This window comes from Streptomyces sp. NPDC102490, from assembly GCF_044765285.1.
Lineage (GTDB): Bacteria > Actinomycetota > Actinomycetes > Streptomycetales > Streptomycetaceae > Streptomyces.
The window spans coordinates 318,435-332,887 of sequence record NZ_JBIWJU010000007.1 but is presented as its reverse complement, the minus strand read 5'-3'; the positions used below and the strand labels follow the sequence as shown (position 1 = coordinate 332,887).

Genomic DNA, 14,453 nt, shown 5'->3' with positions numbered 1-14,453 from the left:
CAAGCGCTCGGCGCGGGTCAGGCCCGGTCGGCGGTCCGGAGCGGCGGGGTGGTGTGGGCCGCGGCGTTCGGCCAGTGGGCGCGGAGGGTGCGGACCGTTTCCGCGATGGCCGGGCGGCGGGCCGCGCCCGTGCGCCACAGCGCGTACAGCCGCCGTACCGGCATCGGGTCGAGCGGGACCTCCACCACCCCTGGCGGCAGCGGGCCGCGCCCCAGCCGGGGGATGAGGGCGACGCCGAGACCGGCCGCGACCAGCGCGACGAGCGTCGGGTTCTCGTCGGCCTGGTGGACGATGTCCGGCTCGTGCCCGGCACCCCGCAGCGTCCGCAGCAGCCAGTCGTGGCAGACCCGTCCGGGCGGCTGGCAGATCCACCGCTGCCCGCCCAGCTCGTCTCGCCGCACGGCCGTCCGGCCCGCGAAGCGGTGCCCTTCGGGCACCAGCAGGTCGCACAGATCCTCCCCGATCGGCGCCTGCTCGACCCCGGCCGGTGCCGGCAGCGGGGCGATGTCCCAGTCGTGCGCCACCACCAGGTCGACGGCCCCCTTGGCCACCAGGTCCACGGACAGGTGCGGGTCGACCTCGCTGAGCCGCGCGTCCAGCGCGGGGTGGCGTACCGCCAGGTCGGCCAGGACGGACGGCAGCAGCCCGCGCGCCGCCGACGCGAACGCGGCGATGGTCAGCCGCCCCGACGGCACTCCGCGCCGCTCCTCCAGCCGGGTCTCCGCCCGCTCCACCAGGGCCAGCAACTCACCCGCCACGCCGACCAGATGCCAGGCCTCGTCGGTCAGCCGCACCCCGCGCCCCTCCCGCTCCAGGAGCACCGTCCTGGTCTCCCGCTCCAGCTTGGCGATCTGCTGCGACACGGCGGACGGGGTGAAACCGAGCGCGGCGGCGGCCGCCCCGACGGTCCCGTGCACGGACACGGCGTGCAGGGCGCGCAGGCGCTGGAGGTCGAGCATGACGGCTCCCGAGGAACGGAACGGAGGACTGAATGAACAGCAATGCTTCATCCAACCATGCAGCAATCATCGCTGGTGCTACACGGTCCTTCCGGTCGATCCTCGACGCATGCGACCTTCCCACCTCTTCCTCGCCGTGCTCGTCGCCGCCGTCTGGGGCGTGAACTTCACGGTCATCGAGATCGGCCTGGACCACTTCCCGCCGCTCCTCTTCTCCGCCCTGCGCTTCCTGGCGGCCGCGCTGCCCGCCGTCTTCCTGGTGGGCCGCCCGAAGGTGGCCTGGAAGTGGATCGTGGCGGTGGGGCTGGTGCTGGGCGTGGCCAAGTTCGGCCTGGTCTTCGTGGGCATGGACGCGGGCATGCCGGCCGGCCTGTCGTCCCTGGTGCTCCAGATCCAGGCGGTGTTCACCGCGGTGATCGCCGCCGCGGTCCTCGCCGAACGCCCCTCCCGCGTCCAGGCCCTCGGCATGCTGGTCGCGGTGGCCGGCATCGGGGTGGCGGCGCTCGACGAGGGCACCTCGGGACCGCTGGGCGCGTTCCTGATGGTCGTCGGCGCGGCGGCGGCCTGGGGCGTGTCCAACGTCCTGACCCGCAAGGCGTCCCCGCCCGACGCGCTGAACTTCATGGTGTGGGTCTCCACCGTCCCCGTGCTCCCGCTGCTGGCCCTCTCCCTGCTCACCGAGGGCCCCGCCGAGGACCTCGCGGCCCTGCGCGCCCTGGACTGGCAGGGGGCGGGCACGATCCTCTTCGTGGCCTGGGTCTCGACCGTCTTCGGCTTCGGCGCCTGGGGCTGGCTGCTGCGCCGTCACCCCGCCTCGACGGTCGCGCCGTTCTCCCTCCTGGTCCCGGTCTTCGGCATGTCGTCGGCGGCGCTCTTCCTGGGCGAGTCGGTGACGCCCCTGCGCTGGTGCGCGGCGGCCCTGCTGGTGGGCGGGGTGGCGCTGACCACGCTCACCCCCGGCCGCAGGCGCAGGCCCGGAATCACCGTCCGCACCTCCCCGGAATTCGCTGGACGGCTCCCCGCCCCGGCTGAAGAATCCGTCCGGTGACATTCACTCTGCGGGCCCCGGTCCTCGAAGGCACGCTGGTACGCCTGGAGCCGCTGGGCCATCGGCACGCGGCCGACCTGGCGACGGCGGCGGCGGAGGACCGCGGCACCTACGCGTTCACGTGGGTCCCGGACCCCGACGAGGTCGGCGCCTACCTCGACGCCCAGCTGGCCAGGGCGGCCACCGGACGGCTGGCGCCCTACGCGCAGGTCTCCCGCGCCACCGGCCGCGCGGTCGGCACCACCGCCTACTGGGAGCCCCGCTCCTGGCGCACCGACGACGCGCTCGACGCGGTCGAGGTCGGCTTCACCTGGCTGGCCCGCTCCGCGCAGGGCACGGGCGTGAACGCCGAGGCCAAGCTGCTGCTGTTCCGGCACGCCTTCGAGGTCTGGGGCGTGGCCCGCGTCGACCTCAAGACCGACGCCCGCAACGAGCGCTCCCGCGCCGCGATCGAGAAGACGGGCGCCCGCTTCGAGGGCGTCCTGCGCAACTGGTCCCGCTCCTCGGCGCCGGGCGAGGAGGGGCGGCTGCGCGACTCCGCGATCTACTCGATCACGGCGGCGGAGTGGCCGGGCTGCCGGGAGCGGCTGGAGGAGAGGGTGCGCTCGGCACCGGCACCGCCCGCGCTCACGCCGCGTCCGCGAGCAGCCGGGCCAGGTGCTCGCGGCCCCGCGTGAGCAGCTCGGGCAGCGGCGCCGCCGACTCGTACCACCGCTTCTCGTACTCCCAGCACAGCCAGCCGTCCCAGCTGTGCCGGGACAGCACGTCCACCACTTCGGTGAGCGGCAGCACCCCGGCGCCCAGCGGCAGCGGGGTGGTGTCGTCGGCCGAGGCGATGTCCTTGACCTGGACGTAGCCCAGGTGCGGGGAGAGCGCCGCGTAGGTGTCGGAGGGCTGCTCCCCGCCCAGCCAGGTGTGCATCACGTCCCACAGGGCGCCCACCTGCCGGTGTCCGACCAGTCCGAGGACGCGCATCGCGTCGGCGCCCGTGCGGTGCGAGTCGTGGGTCTCCAGGAGGATGCGTACGCCCAGCTCGGTGGCGTACTCGGCGGCCGTGCCCAGCCGTCGCGCGGCCACCGCGTCGGCCTCGTCCGCGCTCTGCTCGGTGCCGCCGCCGGGGAAGACCCGGACGTACGGGGCGCCCAGGTCGCGGGCCAGGTCGAGCAGGCCCCGCAGCTCGCCGATCACGGCCTCGTCGTCACCGGGCGCGGCGACCCGCGCGTACCCCGCGATCGCCAGCGGCTCGATACCGGCCGCCTTGAACTCGGCGGCCACCGCGGCCCGTTCGACCGGGCCCAGGCCCGGGTGGACCGGTTCCTCCGGGTGGGCGCGCAACTCGACACCGTGGTAACCGTGCGCGGTAGCGAGCCCCAGCACGTCGCGCAGGGGCAGTCCGGGAACACCGAGAGTGGAGAACGCCAGCTTCATGCCCACGGAGCGTACCCGCGATCACGCGTTTTACATGGGGACACTTACGGCACATTCTGTGACGCCGTCGGCTGTTCCAGCCCGTCCGGCGTTTGAGGACGAGGCCGTCCAGGCCGAAGCGGGGGCCTGGGGGCGGCAGCCCCCAGCGACGCCCGCACCCACACGGGCACCCGTGAAACCAACGGTCCGTCTCACCCCCGCGGCCCTCCGGAGGACCCCCGCACCATCAACTCCCCCCGCACCACCGCGATCCCGCCCGCCGGCGCCTCCTCCCGCCCCATCGCGACCCGCCCCGCCCGCGCCCCCGCCTCCGCCAGCGGCAGCCGCACCGTCGTCAGCGCGGGCACCGCGTCGATGCTGAACGGCAGGTCGTCGAAGCCGGCCACCGACACGTCGTCCGGGATCCGCAGCCCCGAGTCGCGCAGCGCCGCGCACGCGCCCAGTGCGACGGTGTCGTTGGCGGCGACGACCGCGGTCAGCGTCGGGTCCCTGCGCAGCAGCTCCAGCGTGGCCTCGTAGCCGGCCTGCCGGTCGTAGCGGCCGTGGACCGTCCAGCGGGGGTCCTCCTCGATGCCGTGCGCGGCGAGCGCGGTGCGGTGGCCCTCAAGCCGGTGCCGGGTCGTGGTCCGTTCCTCCGGGCCCGCGATGTAGCCGAGCCGCCGGTGCCCGAGCCCGATCAGGTGCTCGGTCAGCTCCCGGCCGCCCCCGCGGTTGTCGAAGGTGAGCGCGATCGCCCCGGTGTCCGGCGCCGGGGGCCGCCCGCACAGCACCACCCGGGTCCCGGCCTCCGCGAGCTTGCGCAGCTTCGCCGCCACGGCCGCCTGGTGGGCCGCGTCCTCCATCGCGCCGCCGGTCAGCACGACCGCCGCCGCCCGCTGGCGTTGCAGCAGCGTGAGGTAGGTCAGCTCGCGCTCCGGGGTGCCGCCGGTGTTGCAGACCACGGCGAGTCTCTCGCCGCCCGCTCGGCCGCCAGGGCCGCCGATCTCGGACTGGACGGCGCCGGCCATGATGCCGAAGAAGGGGTCGGCGATGTCGTTGACGAGGATGCCCACCAGGTCGGACGTGGCCGCCGCCAGCGCGCTCGCGGGGCCGTTGAGCACGTAGTCCAGCTCGTCGACGGCCTTGAGCACCCGCTCCCGGGTGGAGGCGGCCACCGGATAGTTGCCGTTCAGTACGCGCGACACCGTCGCGGGGGAGACCTGGGCGCGGGCCGCCACGTCCGCCAGTGTCACCGTCATGTCCTCGTCCTCCGCCTCGCGCCTGTGCCGAACGCCGTCCCGGGTGACCTTACGGCCACCGCCCTCCGTTGTTCGTCCCCTCGAACAACTCGCCCCCGGCCGCGGTCTTGTCCAGACCACCGGTCACAGGCTAGCTTCGTTCTACATAGAAAGCGCTTGCTGTGCGGCTCGTACGACGTGCTGTACGGCTCGGTACGGCTCGTACGAAGGGAATGACGTGACACGCAAGACGGTGCGTATCGCCATGAACGGTGTGACCGGGCGCATGGGCTACCGCCAGCACCTCGTCCGCTCCATCCTGGCCCTGCGCGAACAGGGCGGCCTGGACCTCGGCGACGGCACCGTGCTGTGGCCGGAGCCGGTCCTGGTGGGCCGCCGCGAGCACGCGCTCAGGGCGCTGGCCGAGCGCCACGGACTCGACCACGTCTCCACGGACCTGGACGCGGTCCTGGCCGACGACACCATCGACCTCTACTTCGACGCCCAGGTGACCTCGGCCCGCGAGGAGGCGCTGAAGAAGGCGATCGCCGCGGGCAAGCACGTCTACACCGAGAAGCCGACGGCCACCGGCCTCGACGGCGCCCTGGAACTGGCCCGCCTCGCCCAAGCCAAGGGCATCAAGCACGGTGTCGTGCAGGACAAGCTCTTCCTCCCCGGCCTGCTCAAGCTGAAGCGCCTCATCGACGGCGGCTTCTTCGGCCGGATCCTGTCGGTGCGCGGCGAGTTCGGCTACTGGGTCTTCGAGGGCGACTGGCAGGAGGCGCAGCGCCCGTCCTGGAACTACCGCAGCGAGGACGGCGGCGGCATCGTCGTCGACATGTTCCCGCACTGGGAGTACGTGCTGCACGAGCTGTTCGGCCGTGTGAAGACCGTCCAGGCCCTCACCGCCACCCACATCCCCGAGCGCTGGGACGAGAAGGGCAAGCCCTACGACGCCACCGCCGACGACGCCGCCTACGGCGTCTTCGAGCTGGAGGGCGGCGCGATCGCCCAGATCAACTCCTCCTGGGCGGTCCGCGTCCACCGCGACGAACTGGTCGAGTTCCAGGTCGACGGCACCGAGGGCTCCGCCGTCGCGGGGCTGCGGGGCTGCCGGGTCCAGCACCGCTCGGCCACCCCCAAGCCGGTGTGGAACCCGGACATCCCCGCCACCGAGGTCTTCCGCGACCAGTGGCAGGAGGTCCCGGACAACGGGGAGTTCGACAACGGCTTCAAGGCCCAGTGGGAGCTGTTCCTCAAGCACGTCTACGCCGACGCCCCCTACCACTGGGACCTGCTGGCCGGCGCCCGCGGCGTGCAGCTCGCCGAGCTGGGCCTGAGGTCCTCGGCCGAGGGCCGCCGCCTCGACGTACCGGAGATCGCGCTGTGACCCTCCACCTCCCCGACGCACACGGCGCCCTGCGCGCCTACGAACCGCGCACCGAGCCCCTGCCCGCGCTCCGGGGGACTCCGGGAAGCGCTTTCACCTCCCGTACGGTCTTCTCGGCCGCGCACGTCGTCGCCGACCCGTACGCCGACACCACCCCCGACGGGCCCGCCGCCGTCGACTGGGACGCCACCCTCGCCTTCCGCCGCCACCTGTGGTCCCACGGCCTCGGCGTCGCCGAGGCGATGGACACCGCCCAGCGCGGCATGGGCCTGGACTGGGCGGGCGCGGCCGAGCTGATCCGCCGCAGCGCCGCCGAGGCGAAGGCGGTCGGCGGCCTCATCGCCTGCGGCGTCGGCACCGACCAGCTGACCGCGACCCGCGGCACCACCCTCGCCGAGGTCCGGGCGGCGTACGAGGAACAGCTCGCCGTCGTGGAGGAGTCGGGCGCCCAGGCCATCCTGATGGCCTCCCGCGCCCTCGCCGCCACCGCGCAAGGCCCGGACGACTACCTGGAGGTCTACGGCCACCTCCTGCGCCAGTCCGCCCAACCGGTGATCCTGCACTGGCTGGGCCCGATGTTCGACCCGGCGCTGGAGGGCTACTGGGGTTCGTCCGACCTGGACGCGGCGACGGACACCTTCCTGGAGGTCATCGCGGCGCACCCCGACAAGGTCGACGGCATCAAGGTCTCCCTCCTGGAGGCCCGGCGCGAGATCGACATCCGCCGCCGCCTCCCGCAGGGCGTCCGCTGCTACACCGGCGACGACTTCCACTACCCCGAGCTGATCGCGGGCGACGAGCAGGGCTTCAGCCACGCCCTGCTCGGCATCTTCGACCCGCTGGGCCCGCTGGCGGCGGAAGCGGTCCGTGTCCTGGACACCGGGAACGTCGACGGCTTCCGGGAACTCCTCGACCCCACGGTCGAGTTGTCCCGTCACCTCTTCCAGGCCCCCACCCGCTTCTACAAGACGGGCGTGGTGTTCCTGGCGTGGCTGGCGGGCCACCAGAGCCACTTCACGATGGTCGGCGGCCTCCAGTCGGCCCGCTCCCTCCCGCACTTCGCGCGCGCCTACGAACTGGCGGACGGTCTGGGCCTGTTCCCGGACCCGAAGCTGGCGGAGGAGCGCATGAGGAACCTGCTGAGCCTGTACGGGGTGAACCAGTGACGGCGACCGGAGACCTTTCCCGCTTCTCCGTCAACCAGATGACGGTCAAGCAGCTGTCCCTGCCGGAACTGGCGGACGCCTGCGCCGAGTTGGGCGTCACGAACGTGGGCCTGTGGCGGGAGCCGGTCCAGTCGTACGGTGTCGGGGCGACCGCCAAACTGGTCCGCGACGCGGGCCTGACGGTCACGACCCTGTGCCGGGGCGGCTTCTTCACGGCGATCGATCCGCAGGAGCGTTCCAGGGCGCTGGACGACAACCGCAGGGCGATCGACGAGGCGGCGACCCTCGGCACGGACACCCTGGTCCTGGTCTCCGGCGGCCTGCCCGCCGGGTCCAAGGACCTGCACGGCGCCCGCGAACGCATCGCCGACGCGCTGGCCGAGCTGGGCCCGTACGCCGAGCAGCACGGCGTACGCCTGGCGATCGAGCCCCTGCACCCGATGTACGCATCGGACCGCTGCGTGGTCTCCACCCTCGCCCAGGCCCTGGACCTCGCCGAACGCTTCCCGGCCCGGCAGGTCGGCGTCACCGTCGACACGTACCACATCTGGTGGGACGACCGGGCGCCCGAGCAGATCGCCCGGGCGGGCGCGGGCGGCCGCATCCACACCTTCCAGCTCGCCGACTGGACGACCCCGCTGCCCGAGGGCGTCCTCAACGGCCGCGGTCAGATCGGGGACGGCGCGATCGACATGCGGGAGTGGAAGGGGTACGTCGAGGCGGCCGGGTACACCGGCGCCATCGAGGTCGAGCTGTTCAACGAGGGGCTGTGGGCACGCGACGGGCGCGAGGTGCTCGCCGAGACGGCGGCCCGGTTCGCCGAGCACACGGGAGACCGGGCGGACCCGGCGCCCGGAAAATAAATCCCGCAAACAATTCCCGCGACCCGTGCAACCCTTCCGCCCTCCGGCGGGTCGTACCTGGCATCGGAACACCCGTGGGGGTACCCGGGGGGGAAAATCCACGGAGTTCTGAAGGGGTGGGGACCCGAGGGGGCCCGGTCGTCGACCGGGCCCCCTCAAACGTGTTCCGCCCTGGGCGGCCCTCAGCGCCTCAGAAGAAGACCCCGCACCGCAGCAGCACGTTGGCGTACGGCCGCGCCTCCCCGGTGCGCACGATCAGCCGCGCGCCCGCCGACAACTTCTTGAGCCGCTCGTGCGGGACGAGTCCGAGCGCGGGGAAGAGCCCGTCGAGCAGCGCGGCGCACTCGGCGTTCGCCTCCCGGACCTCCGTCGCCGCCGTCGCGCCCTCGACGACCAGCTCGGCCAGCAGGCCGTCAAGCACCTCCGCGAAGGACGGCACCCCGGCCCGGAAGGCCAGGTCGACGACGCGCGGCCCGTCCGGCACGGGCATGCCCGCGTCGCACACCAGGACGCCGTCCCCGTGGCCGAGTTCGGCGAGGGCGCCGGAGAGGTGGCGGTTGAGTATCCCGGCCTTCTTCACAGCGCCCCGGCCTCCAGCGCCTCGGCCTCCGCCGCCGTCGGGTACGACTCCTGCGCGCCCGCCTTCGTCACGGCCGCCGCGCCCACCCGGGCCGCGTACGCCGCCGCCTCGGCGAGCGACTCGCCGGTGCCCAGCCGCCAGGCCAGCGCCGCGGTGAACGCGTCGCCCGCGCCCGTGGTGTCCACGGCCGCCACCTTCACGGACGGCACCCGGACCACGCCCTGGGCGGCGGAGGCGACCAGCGCGCCCTCGGCGCCCAGGGTCACGACCACCGAGCGCGGGCCCTTGGCCAGCAGGACGCGGGCCCAGTCCTCGGGGCGCTCCCCGACCGGCGAGTCCCCGAGGAGCACCTTCGCCTCGTGCTCGTTGACGATCAGCGGGTCGCAGGCGGCCAGCACCTCCCGCGGGAGGGGACGCGGCGGCGACGGGTTCAGCACGAAGCGGCTGTCCGGCGCGAGCGAGCGGACCACCTCCACGACCGTCTCCAGCGGGATCTCCAACTGCGTGGAGACCACCCGGGAGGCGTGGAAGAGGCTCCCGGCGGCCCGGACGTCGCCCGGGGCCAGCCGGGCGTTGGCGCCCGGCGAGACCACGATGCTGTTGTCCCCGGACGGGTCGACGGTGATCAGCGCGACGCCGGTCGGGGCGCCGCCCACCAGCACACCGACCGTGTCGACGCCGGCCGCCCGCTGCGAGTCCAGCAGCAGCCGGCCGTAGCCGTCGTCGCCGACCCGGGCCAGCAGGGCCGTACGGGCACCGAGCCGGGCGGCGGCGACGGCCTGGTTGCCGCCCTTGCCGCCCGGGTGGACGGCCAGGTCGGAGCCGAGCACCGTCTCGCCCGCCGCCGGCCGCCGCTCGACACCGATCACCAGGTCGGCGTTGGCCGATCCGACGACCAGCAGGTCGTAGTCGTACATCAGTCGTTCTCCGATTCGAGTGATTCCCGCTGGTTTCCGCCGGGTCCCGGGGGCCGGTCTCAGCCCCCGAAGCCGGCCACGTTCTCCTTCGTGACGACCTTCACGGGCACCTTCACCGTCTGCTCCACCTTCTTGTCCTCGGCAGCCCGCAGCGCGTTCTGTACGGCGATCCTGCCCAGTTCCTTCGGCTGCTGCGCCACGGAGGCGTACAGCGTGCCGTCCTGGACCGCCTTCAGCCCGTCCGGGGTGCCGTCGAAGCCGACCACCTGGACCGACTTGCCGGCCTTGGAACCCAGCGCCTTGATCGCGCCCAGCGCCATCTCGTCGTTCTCCGCGAAGACGCCGTCGACGTCCGGGTGCGCCTGGAGCAGGTTGGTCATCACGTCCAGGCCCTTGGTGCGGTCGAAGTCCGCGGGCTGCTTGGCGACCACCTTGATGCCCGGGTACTCCTTGAGCCCGGCCGCGAAGCCCGCCCCGCGCTCCCGGCTGGCGGAGGTGCCGGCCTGGCCCTGGAGGATGACGATGGTGCCCTTGCCGCCGAGCTTCTCGGCGAGCGCCCGGGCGCCCAGTTTGCCGCCCTCGACGTTGTCGGAGGCGACCAGCGCGGAGGTGTCCGCCTTGTTGACGCCGCGGTCCACGGCGATGACGGGGATGTCGTCCTTGTTCGCCGAGCGCACCGAGGGACCGGCCGCGTCGGAGTCCACCGGGTTGACGATGACCGCGGACAGGCTGCCGCTGACGAAGTTCTGCAACTGGTTGGCCTGCTGGGAGGCGTCGTTCTGGGCGTCCGTGACCGTCAGGTCCACGCCCAGCTTCTTCGCCTCCTCCTCGGCGCCGTCCCTGATCTGCACGAAGAACGGGTTGTTGAGCGTGGACAGCGACAGCCCCATCTTCTGGTCCTTGCCGCCGGAGGAACCGTTGTGCAGCAGCGAGGTGGCGCCGACGACGGCCACCGCGACGACGGCCGCGATCACGTACGTGAGCGCCTGCTTGCCCCGGTTGCCGCCGCCGGACGCCCCGGCCGCCGGCGTGACCGCGCCCGCCTTGCGGCGCAGCGTGTCGAAGAGCACCGCGAGCGCGATGACGACGCCGATGACGACCTGCTGCCAGAAGGCGGAGACGGACAGCAGGTTGAGGCCGTTGCGCAGCACCGCGAGGATCAGCGCGCCGATCAGCGTCCCCGACGCCTTGCCGGTACCGCCCGCCAGCGAGGCACCGCCGATGACGACGGCGGCGATGGCGTCCAGCTCGTAGCCCTGCGCGGCCTGCGGCTGCGCGGAGGAGAGCCGGGAGGCGAGCACGATGCCCGCGGCGGCGGCGAACAGGCCGGAGAAGGCGTAGATGGCGAGCTTCTGCCGCTTCACCCGCAGGCCGGACAGCCGCGCGGCCTCCTCGTTGCCGCCGATGGCGTACATGGAGCGGCCGATGTAGGTCCGGCCGAGGACGAACGCGGTGATCAGGCCCATCACGATCATCACGAGCACCGGCACCGGCAGCCACCCGCCGAGGGTGTCACCGAGGTGCGAGACCGAGTCCGGGAAGGCGATCGGCGAGCCCTGCGAGATGACCAGCGACAGACCGCGGCCCACCGACAGCATGGCGAGCGTCGCGATGAACGGCGGCAGCTTCCCGTACGAGATGAGGAAACCGTTCACCAGGCCGCACGCGATGCCCGTCAGGACGGACAGCAGCACCGCGAGAGCCACCGGGATGCCGGCCTCGGTGGCGCTCCAGGCCAGCACGGTGGCCGACAGCGCGGCGACCGAGCCGACCGACAGGTCGATGCCCGCCGAGACGATGACGAAGGTGACGCCGAACGCGAGGATCGCGGTGACGGCGGCCTGGACACCGACGTTCAGCAGGTTGTCGGCGGTCAGGAAGTCCCCGGACAGCGCCGACATGGCGATGACGAGGACGATCAGCGCGGTCAGCGCGCCGTTGTCGAGCAGCAGGCGGCGCAGACCGCCCGTGGCGCCCTGCGCGCCCGGCTTGCTCTTGAGCGTGTCAGTGGCCACCGGTGGCCTCCGTTCCGTCGCTGTGGGGGGTGTTGCTGGTGTGGGTGCTGACGGCGAGCGCCATCACGGCGTCCTGGGTGGCCTGTTCGGCGGTGAGTTCACCCGCGACGCGCCCCTGCGCCATGACGACCACACGGTCGCTCATGCCGAGCACCTCCGGCAGATCGCTGGAGATCATGAGCACGGCGGCACCGGCGGCCGTCAGTTCGTTGATGAGCTGGTAGATCTCGACCTTGGCGCCGACGTCGATGCCGCGCGTCGGCTCGTCGAGGATCAGCACCTTGGTGTGCGCCAGCAGCCACTTGCCGATGACGACCTTCTGCTGGTTGCCGCCGGACAGCGTCCGCACGTGCTGCCCGAGCCCGGCCATCCGCACCCCGAGCTGCCCGGCGATGCGCTCGGCCGCCGCGTGCTGCCCCTTGAGGTCGACGAGCCCGGCGCGGGCGCTGGACCGCAGCGTGACGAGCCCGAGGTTCTCCGCCACGGAGGCGTCGAGCACGAGGCCCTGCCCCTTGCGGTCCTCGGGGACGAGTCCGATCCCGGCGGCCATGGCGGCGTTCACGTCGTGCCGCCGCAACGGCGTCCCCGCGACTCGCACGGTTCCGGCGTCGTAGGGGTCGGCGCCGAACACCGCCCGCACCACCTCCGTCCGCCCGGCGCCGACGAGACCCGCGATGCCGACGACCTCACCGGCCCGCACCTCGAAGCCGACGTCGTGGAAGACGCCGTCCCGGGTGAGCCCCTCCACCTTGAGCAGCGCCTCACCGGCGTCGGTGCGCTCGCGCGGGTACTGCTGCTCGATCGACCGCCCGACCATGAGCCGGACCAGCTCGTCCTCCGGGGTGGAGGCGGGCACCTGGCCGACACTGCGGCCGTCCCGGATGACGGTGACGCGGTCGCCCAGGGCGGCGATCTCCTCCAGGTGGTGGGTGATGAAGACGATGCCGACGCCGTCCGCGCGCAGCCGCCGCACGATGGCGAACAGCTTCTCCACCTCGTCGGAGGTGAGCACGGCGGTCGGCTCGTCCATGATGAGCACCCGCGCGTCCAGGCTGAGCGCCTTGGCGATCTCGACCATCTGGAGCCGGGCGATACCGAGTTCACGCACCCGCGCGCGGGGAGACACGTGGACCCCCACCCGCTCCAGCAGCACCTCGGCGTCGGCCTCCATCTTCTTCCGGTCGATCACGCCGAACCGGCGCGGCTGGCGGCCCAGGAAGATGTTCTCGGCCACCGTCAGATCGGGGACGAGGTTGAACTCCTGGTAGATGGTGGCGATTCCGAGGCGCTCGGAGTCCTGCGCACCGTGGATGCGCACCTCCTCGCCACCGGCCAGGATGCGCCCGGCGTCGGGCGTGTAGGCGCCGGAGAGCATCTTGATGAGCGTGCTCTTGCCCGCGCCGTTCTCACCGAGGAGCACGTGCACCTCGCCCCGGCGCAGGTCGAAGTCGACGCTGTCGAGCGCGACCACGCCGGGGAAGGTCTTGCGGATGCCCTCGATGCGCAGCAACTCGTCCGGACTGCGGCTGCTCACGGCGTACTCCTTCGTACGGGGGACGGGGACGGGGGGTGTGGTGCGGGGGGCGGCTCACCGCACGAGCGGCGCACGACGAGCCGCGCCGGAAGGGTCACGGACTCACCGGCCCGCCCCGCGATCCGCTCGACCAGCGCGCGTACGGCGGCCCGCCCCAGCTCGCGGGTGGGCTGGGCGATCGCGGTGACCGGCGGGCCGGTGTGCACGAACCACGGGATGTCGTCGAACGCGGCGAGCCCGATGTCCTCGGGGACCCGCAGCCCGCGCGCGCGTACGGCGTCCAGCGCGCCGAGCGCCATCAGGTTGTCGGCGGCGAAGACGACCTCGGGCGGCTCGGGCAGGTCGAGGAAGCCCTCGGTGACCCGGCGTCCGCTGCCGGCCTGGAAGTCGCCCTGGCCGATGTAGGCGTCCGGGAGGGGAAGCCCGTACGCGGCGAGCGCCTCGCGGAAGGCGTCGACGCGCTCGCGTCCGGTGGTCGTGGCGGCGGGCCCGGCGATGATCGCGAGCCGCCGGTGCCCGAGCCCGTGCAGATGCGCGACGAGATCCCGCACGGCCGCCCGCCCGTCCGACCTGACGACGGGCACGTCCACGCCGGGAATCCAGCGGTCGACGAAGACCATCGGCGTCCCGGCCCGCGCGGCGTCCAGCATGCGCGGGGAGCCCCCGTCGGTGGGGGAGACGAGCAGCCCGTCGATCCGCCGGTCCAGCAGCGTGGTGACGTGGTGGTCCTGGAGGTCGGGCCGCTCGTCGGCGTTGCCGATGATGACGCTGTAGCCGAGCGCGCGGGCCTCCTCCTCGACGGACCGGGCCAGCTCGGTGAAGTACGGGTTCATGACGTCGCTGATGACCAGGCCGAGGGTGCGGGTCTGGTCGGTGCGCAGCGACCGGGCGACGGCGTTCGGCCGGTAGCCCAGCGTCTCGACGGCGGCCAGCACGCGGGCGCGTGCGGCGGCGCTGACCGACGGGTGGCCGTTGAGCGCCCGCGAGACCGTCGCGACGGACACACCCGCCTCGGCGGCGACGTCCTTGATGCTCGCCATCGTCGTTCCACCTCCTCGTGGAATCGATTACACGGAGGATTGGAAACGATTACACGGGCGGGAATCAAGGGGTCGGATCGGGCCGAGACGCAATCGTGACCGGGACCCGTCCGGGCCGGTGGACCGGTGCCCGGCACCGTCCCACCGCCACGAACGGGCCGCCCGAGTACCGTCCGGGCCGGTCAGACGGTAGGAACGGGACGACGGCGGTGGCCGCCCCGCCGGGTGCGGGGACGCGTATCTCCGCCCCCGCCGGGTGCGGGGACGCGTGCCTCCGCCCCCGCCGGGTGCGGGGG

General features: G+C 73.2%; 13 protein-coding genes. 5 read left to right on the top strand and 8 right to left on the bottom strand.

Annotated elements, in window-relative coordinates:
• Positions 1-17: 17 nt before the first annotated feature.
• Positions 18-959, bottom strand: coding sequence for a LysR family transcriptional regulator (locus ACIRGB_RS18370; protein WP_403865596.1), 942 nt, complete (start codon positions 957-959; stop codon positions 18-20).
• A 109-nt stretch (positions 960-1,068) separates the two neighbouring features.
• Between ACIRGB_RS18370 and ACIRGB_RS18365 the strand changes: the two genes are divergently transcribed.
• Both ACIRGB_RS18365 and ACIRGB_RS18360 read left to right on the top strand, forming a co-directional pair.
• Positions 1,069-2,007: an EamA family transporter gene (locus ACIRGB_RS18365; protein WP_403865592.1), complete on the top strand. Its 939-nt coding sequence runs from the start codon at positions 1,069-1,071 to the stop codon at positions 2,005-2,007.
• A complete protein-coding gene (locus tag ACIRGB_RS18360; protein ID WP_403865589.1) occupies positions 2,004-2,684 on the top strand; it encodes a GNAT family N-acetyltransferase in 681 nt (226 codons plus the stop codon). Before ACIRGB_RS18365 ends, ACIRGB_RS18360 begins: the two co-directional genes overlap by 4 nt.
• On the opposite strand, the gene ACIRGB_RS18355 is transcribed toward ACIRGB_RS18360, so the two are convergent.
• Both ACIRGB_RS18355 and ACIRGB_RS18350 read right to left on the bottom strand, forming a co-directional pair.
• Entirely contained in the window at positions 2,635-3,435 is an 801-nt protein-coding gene (locus ACIRGB_RS18355; RefSeq protein ID WP_403865586.1) for a sugar phosphate isomerase/epimerase family protein, read from the bottom strand. The genes ACIRGB_RS18360 and ACIRGB_RS18355 overlap by 50 nt on opposite strands.
• Before the next feature lie 191 nt (positions 3,436-3,626).
• Entirely contained in the window at positions 3,627-4,673 is a 1,047-nt protein-coding gene (locus ACIRGB_RS18350; RefSeq protein WP_403865583.1) for a LacI family DNA-binding transcriptional regulator, read from the bottom strand.
• Positions 4,674-4,890: 217 nt separating this feature from the next.
• On the opposite strand from ACIRGB_RS18350, the gene ACIRGB_RS18345 reads away from it, so the two are divergent.
• From ACIRGB_RS18345 to ACIRGB_RS18335, 3 genes are read left to right on the top strand one after another with little or no spacing between them, the layout of a single operon-like run.
• The gene (locus tag ACIRGB_RS18345; RefSeq protein ID WP_403865580.1) at positions 4,891-6,042 is read left to right on the top strand and encodes a Gfo/Idh/MocA family protein; all 1,152 of its coding nucleotides are present in this window, start codon (positions 4,891-4,893) and stop codon (positions 6,040-6,042) included.
• Positions 6,039-7,208 (top strand): dihydrodipicolinate synthase family protein, encoded by a 1,170-nt coding sequence (locus tag ACIRGB_RS18340; RefSeq protein WP_403865577.1) that lies wholly within the window; start codon positions 6,039-6,041, stop codon positions 7,206-7,208. The genes ACIRGB_RS18345 and ACIRGB_RS18340 overlap by 4 nt, the downstream gene beginning before the upstream one ends.
• A gap of 38 nt (positions 7,209-7,246) precedes the next feature.
• Positions 7,247-8,071, top strand: coding sequence for a sugar phosphate isomerase/epimerase family protein (locus ACIRGB_RS18335; RefSeq protein ID WP_403866043.1), 825 nt, complete (start codon positions 7,247-7,249; stop codon positions 8,069-8,071).
• 190 nt (positions 8,072-8,261) lie between these two features.
• On the opposite strand, the gene rbsD is transcribed toward ACIRGB_RS18335, so the two are convergent.
• The 5 genes from rbsD to ACIRGB_RS18310 are packed head-to-tail and all read right to left on the bottom strand — an operon-like array spanning position 8,262 to position 14,157.
• Positions 8,262-8,651: a D-ribose pyranase gene (rbsD, locus tag ACIRGB_RS18330; protein ID WP_403865574.1), complete on the bottom strand. Its 390-nt coding sequence runs from the start codon at positions 8,649-8,651 to the stop codon at positions 8,262-8,264.
• The gene (locus ACIRGB_RS18325) at positions 8,648-9,568 is read right to left on the bottom strand and encodes a ribokinase (RefSeq protein ID WP_403865571.1); all 921 of its coding nucleotides are present in this window, start codon (positions 9,566-9,568) and stop codon (positions 8,648-8,650) included. The genes rbsD and ACIRGB_RS18325 overlap by 4 nt, the downstream gene beginning before the upstream one ends.
• A 59-nt stretch (positions 9,569-9,627) precedes the next feature.
• Positions 9,628-11,583, bottom strand: coding sequence for a substrate-binding domain-containing protein (locus ACIRGB_RS18320; RefSeq protein ID WP_403865568.1), 1,956 nt, complete (start codon positions 11,581-11,583; stop codon positions 9,628-9,630).
• Positions 11,573-13,117 (bottom strand): sugar ABC transporter ATP-binding protein, encoded by a 1,545-nt coding sequence (locus ACIRGB_RS18315; protein ID WP_403865565.1) that lies wholly within the window; start codon positions 13,115-13,117, stop codon positions 11,573-11,575. The genes ACIRGB_RS18320 and ACIRGB_RS18315 overlap by 11 nt, the downstream gene beginning before the upstream one ends.
• Entirely contained in the window at positions 13,114-14,157 is a 1,044-nt protein-coding gene (locus tag ACIRGB_RS18310) for a LacI family DNA-binding transcriptional regulator (protein ID WP_403865562.1), read from the bottom strand. Before ACIRGB_RS18310 ends, ACIRGB_RS18315 begins: the two co-directional genes overlap by 4 nt.
• Between the last annotated feature and the right edge of the window lie 296 nt (positions 14,158-14,453).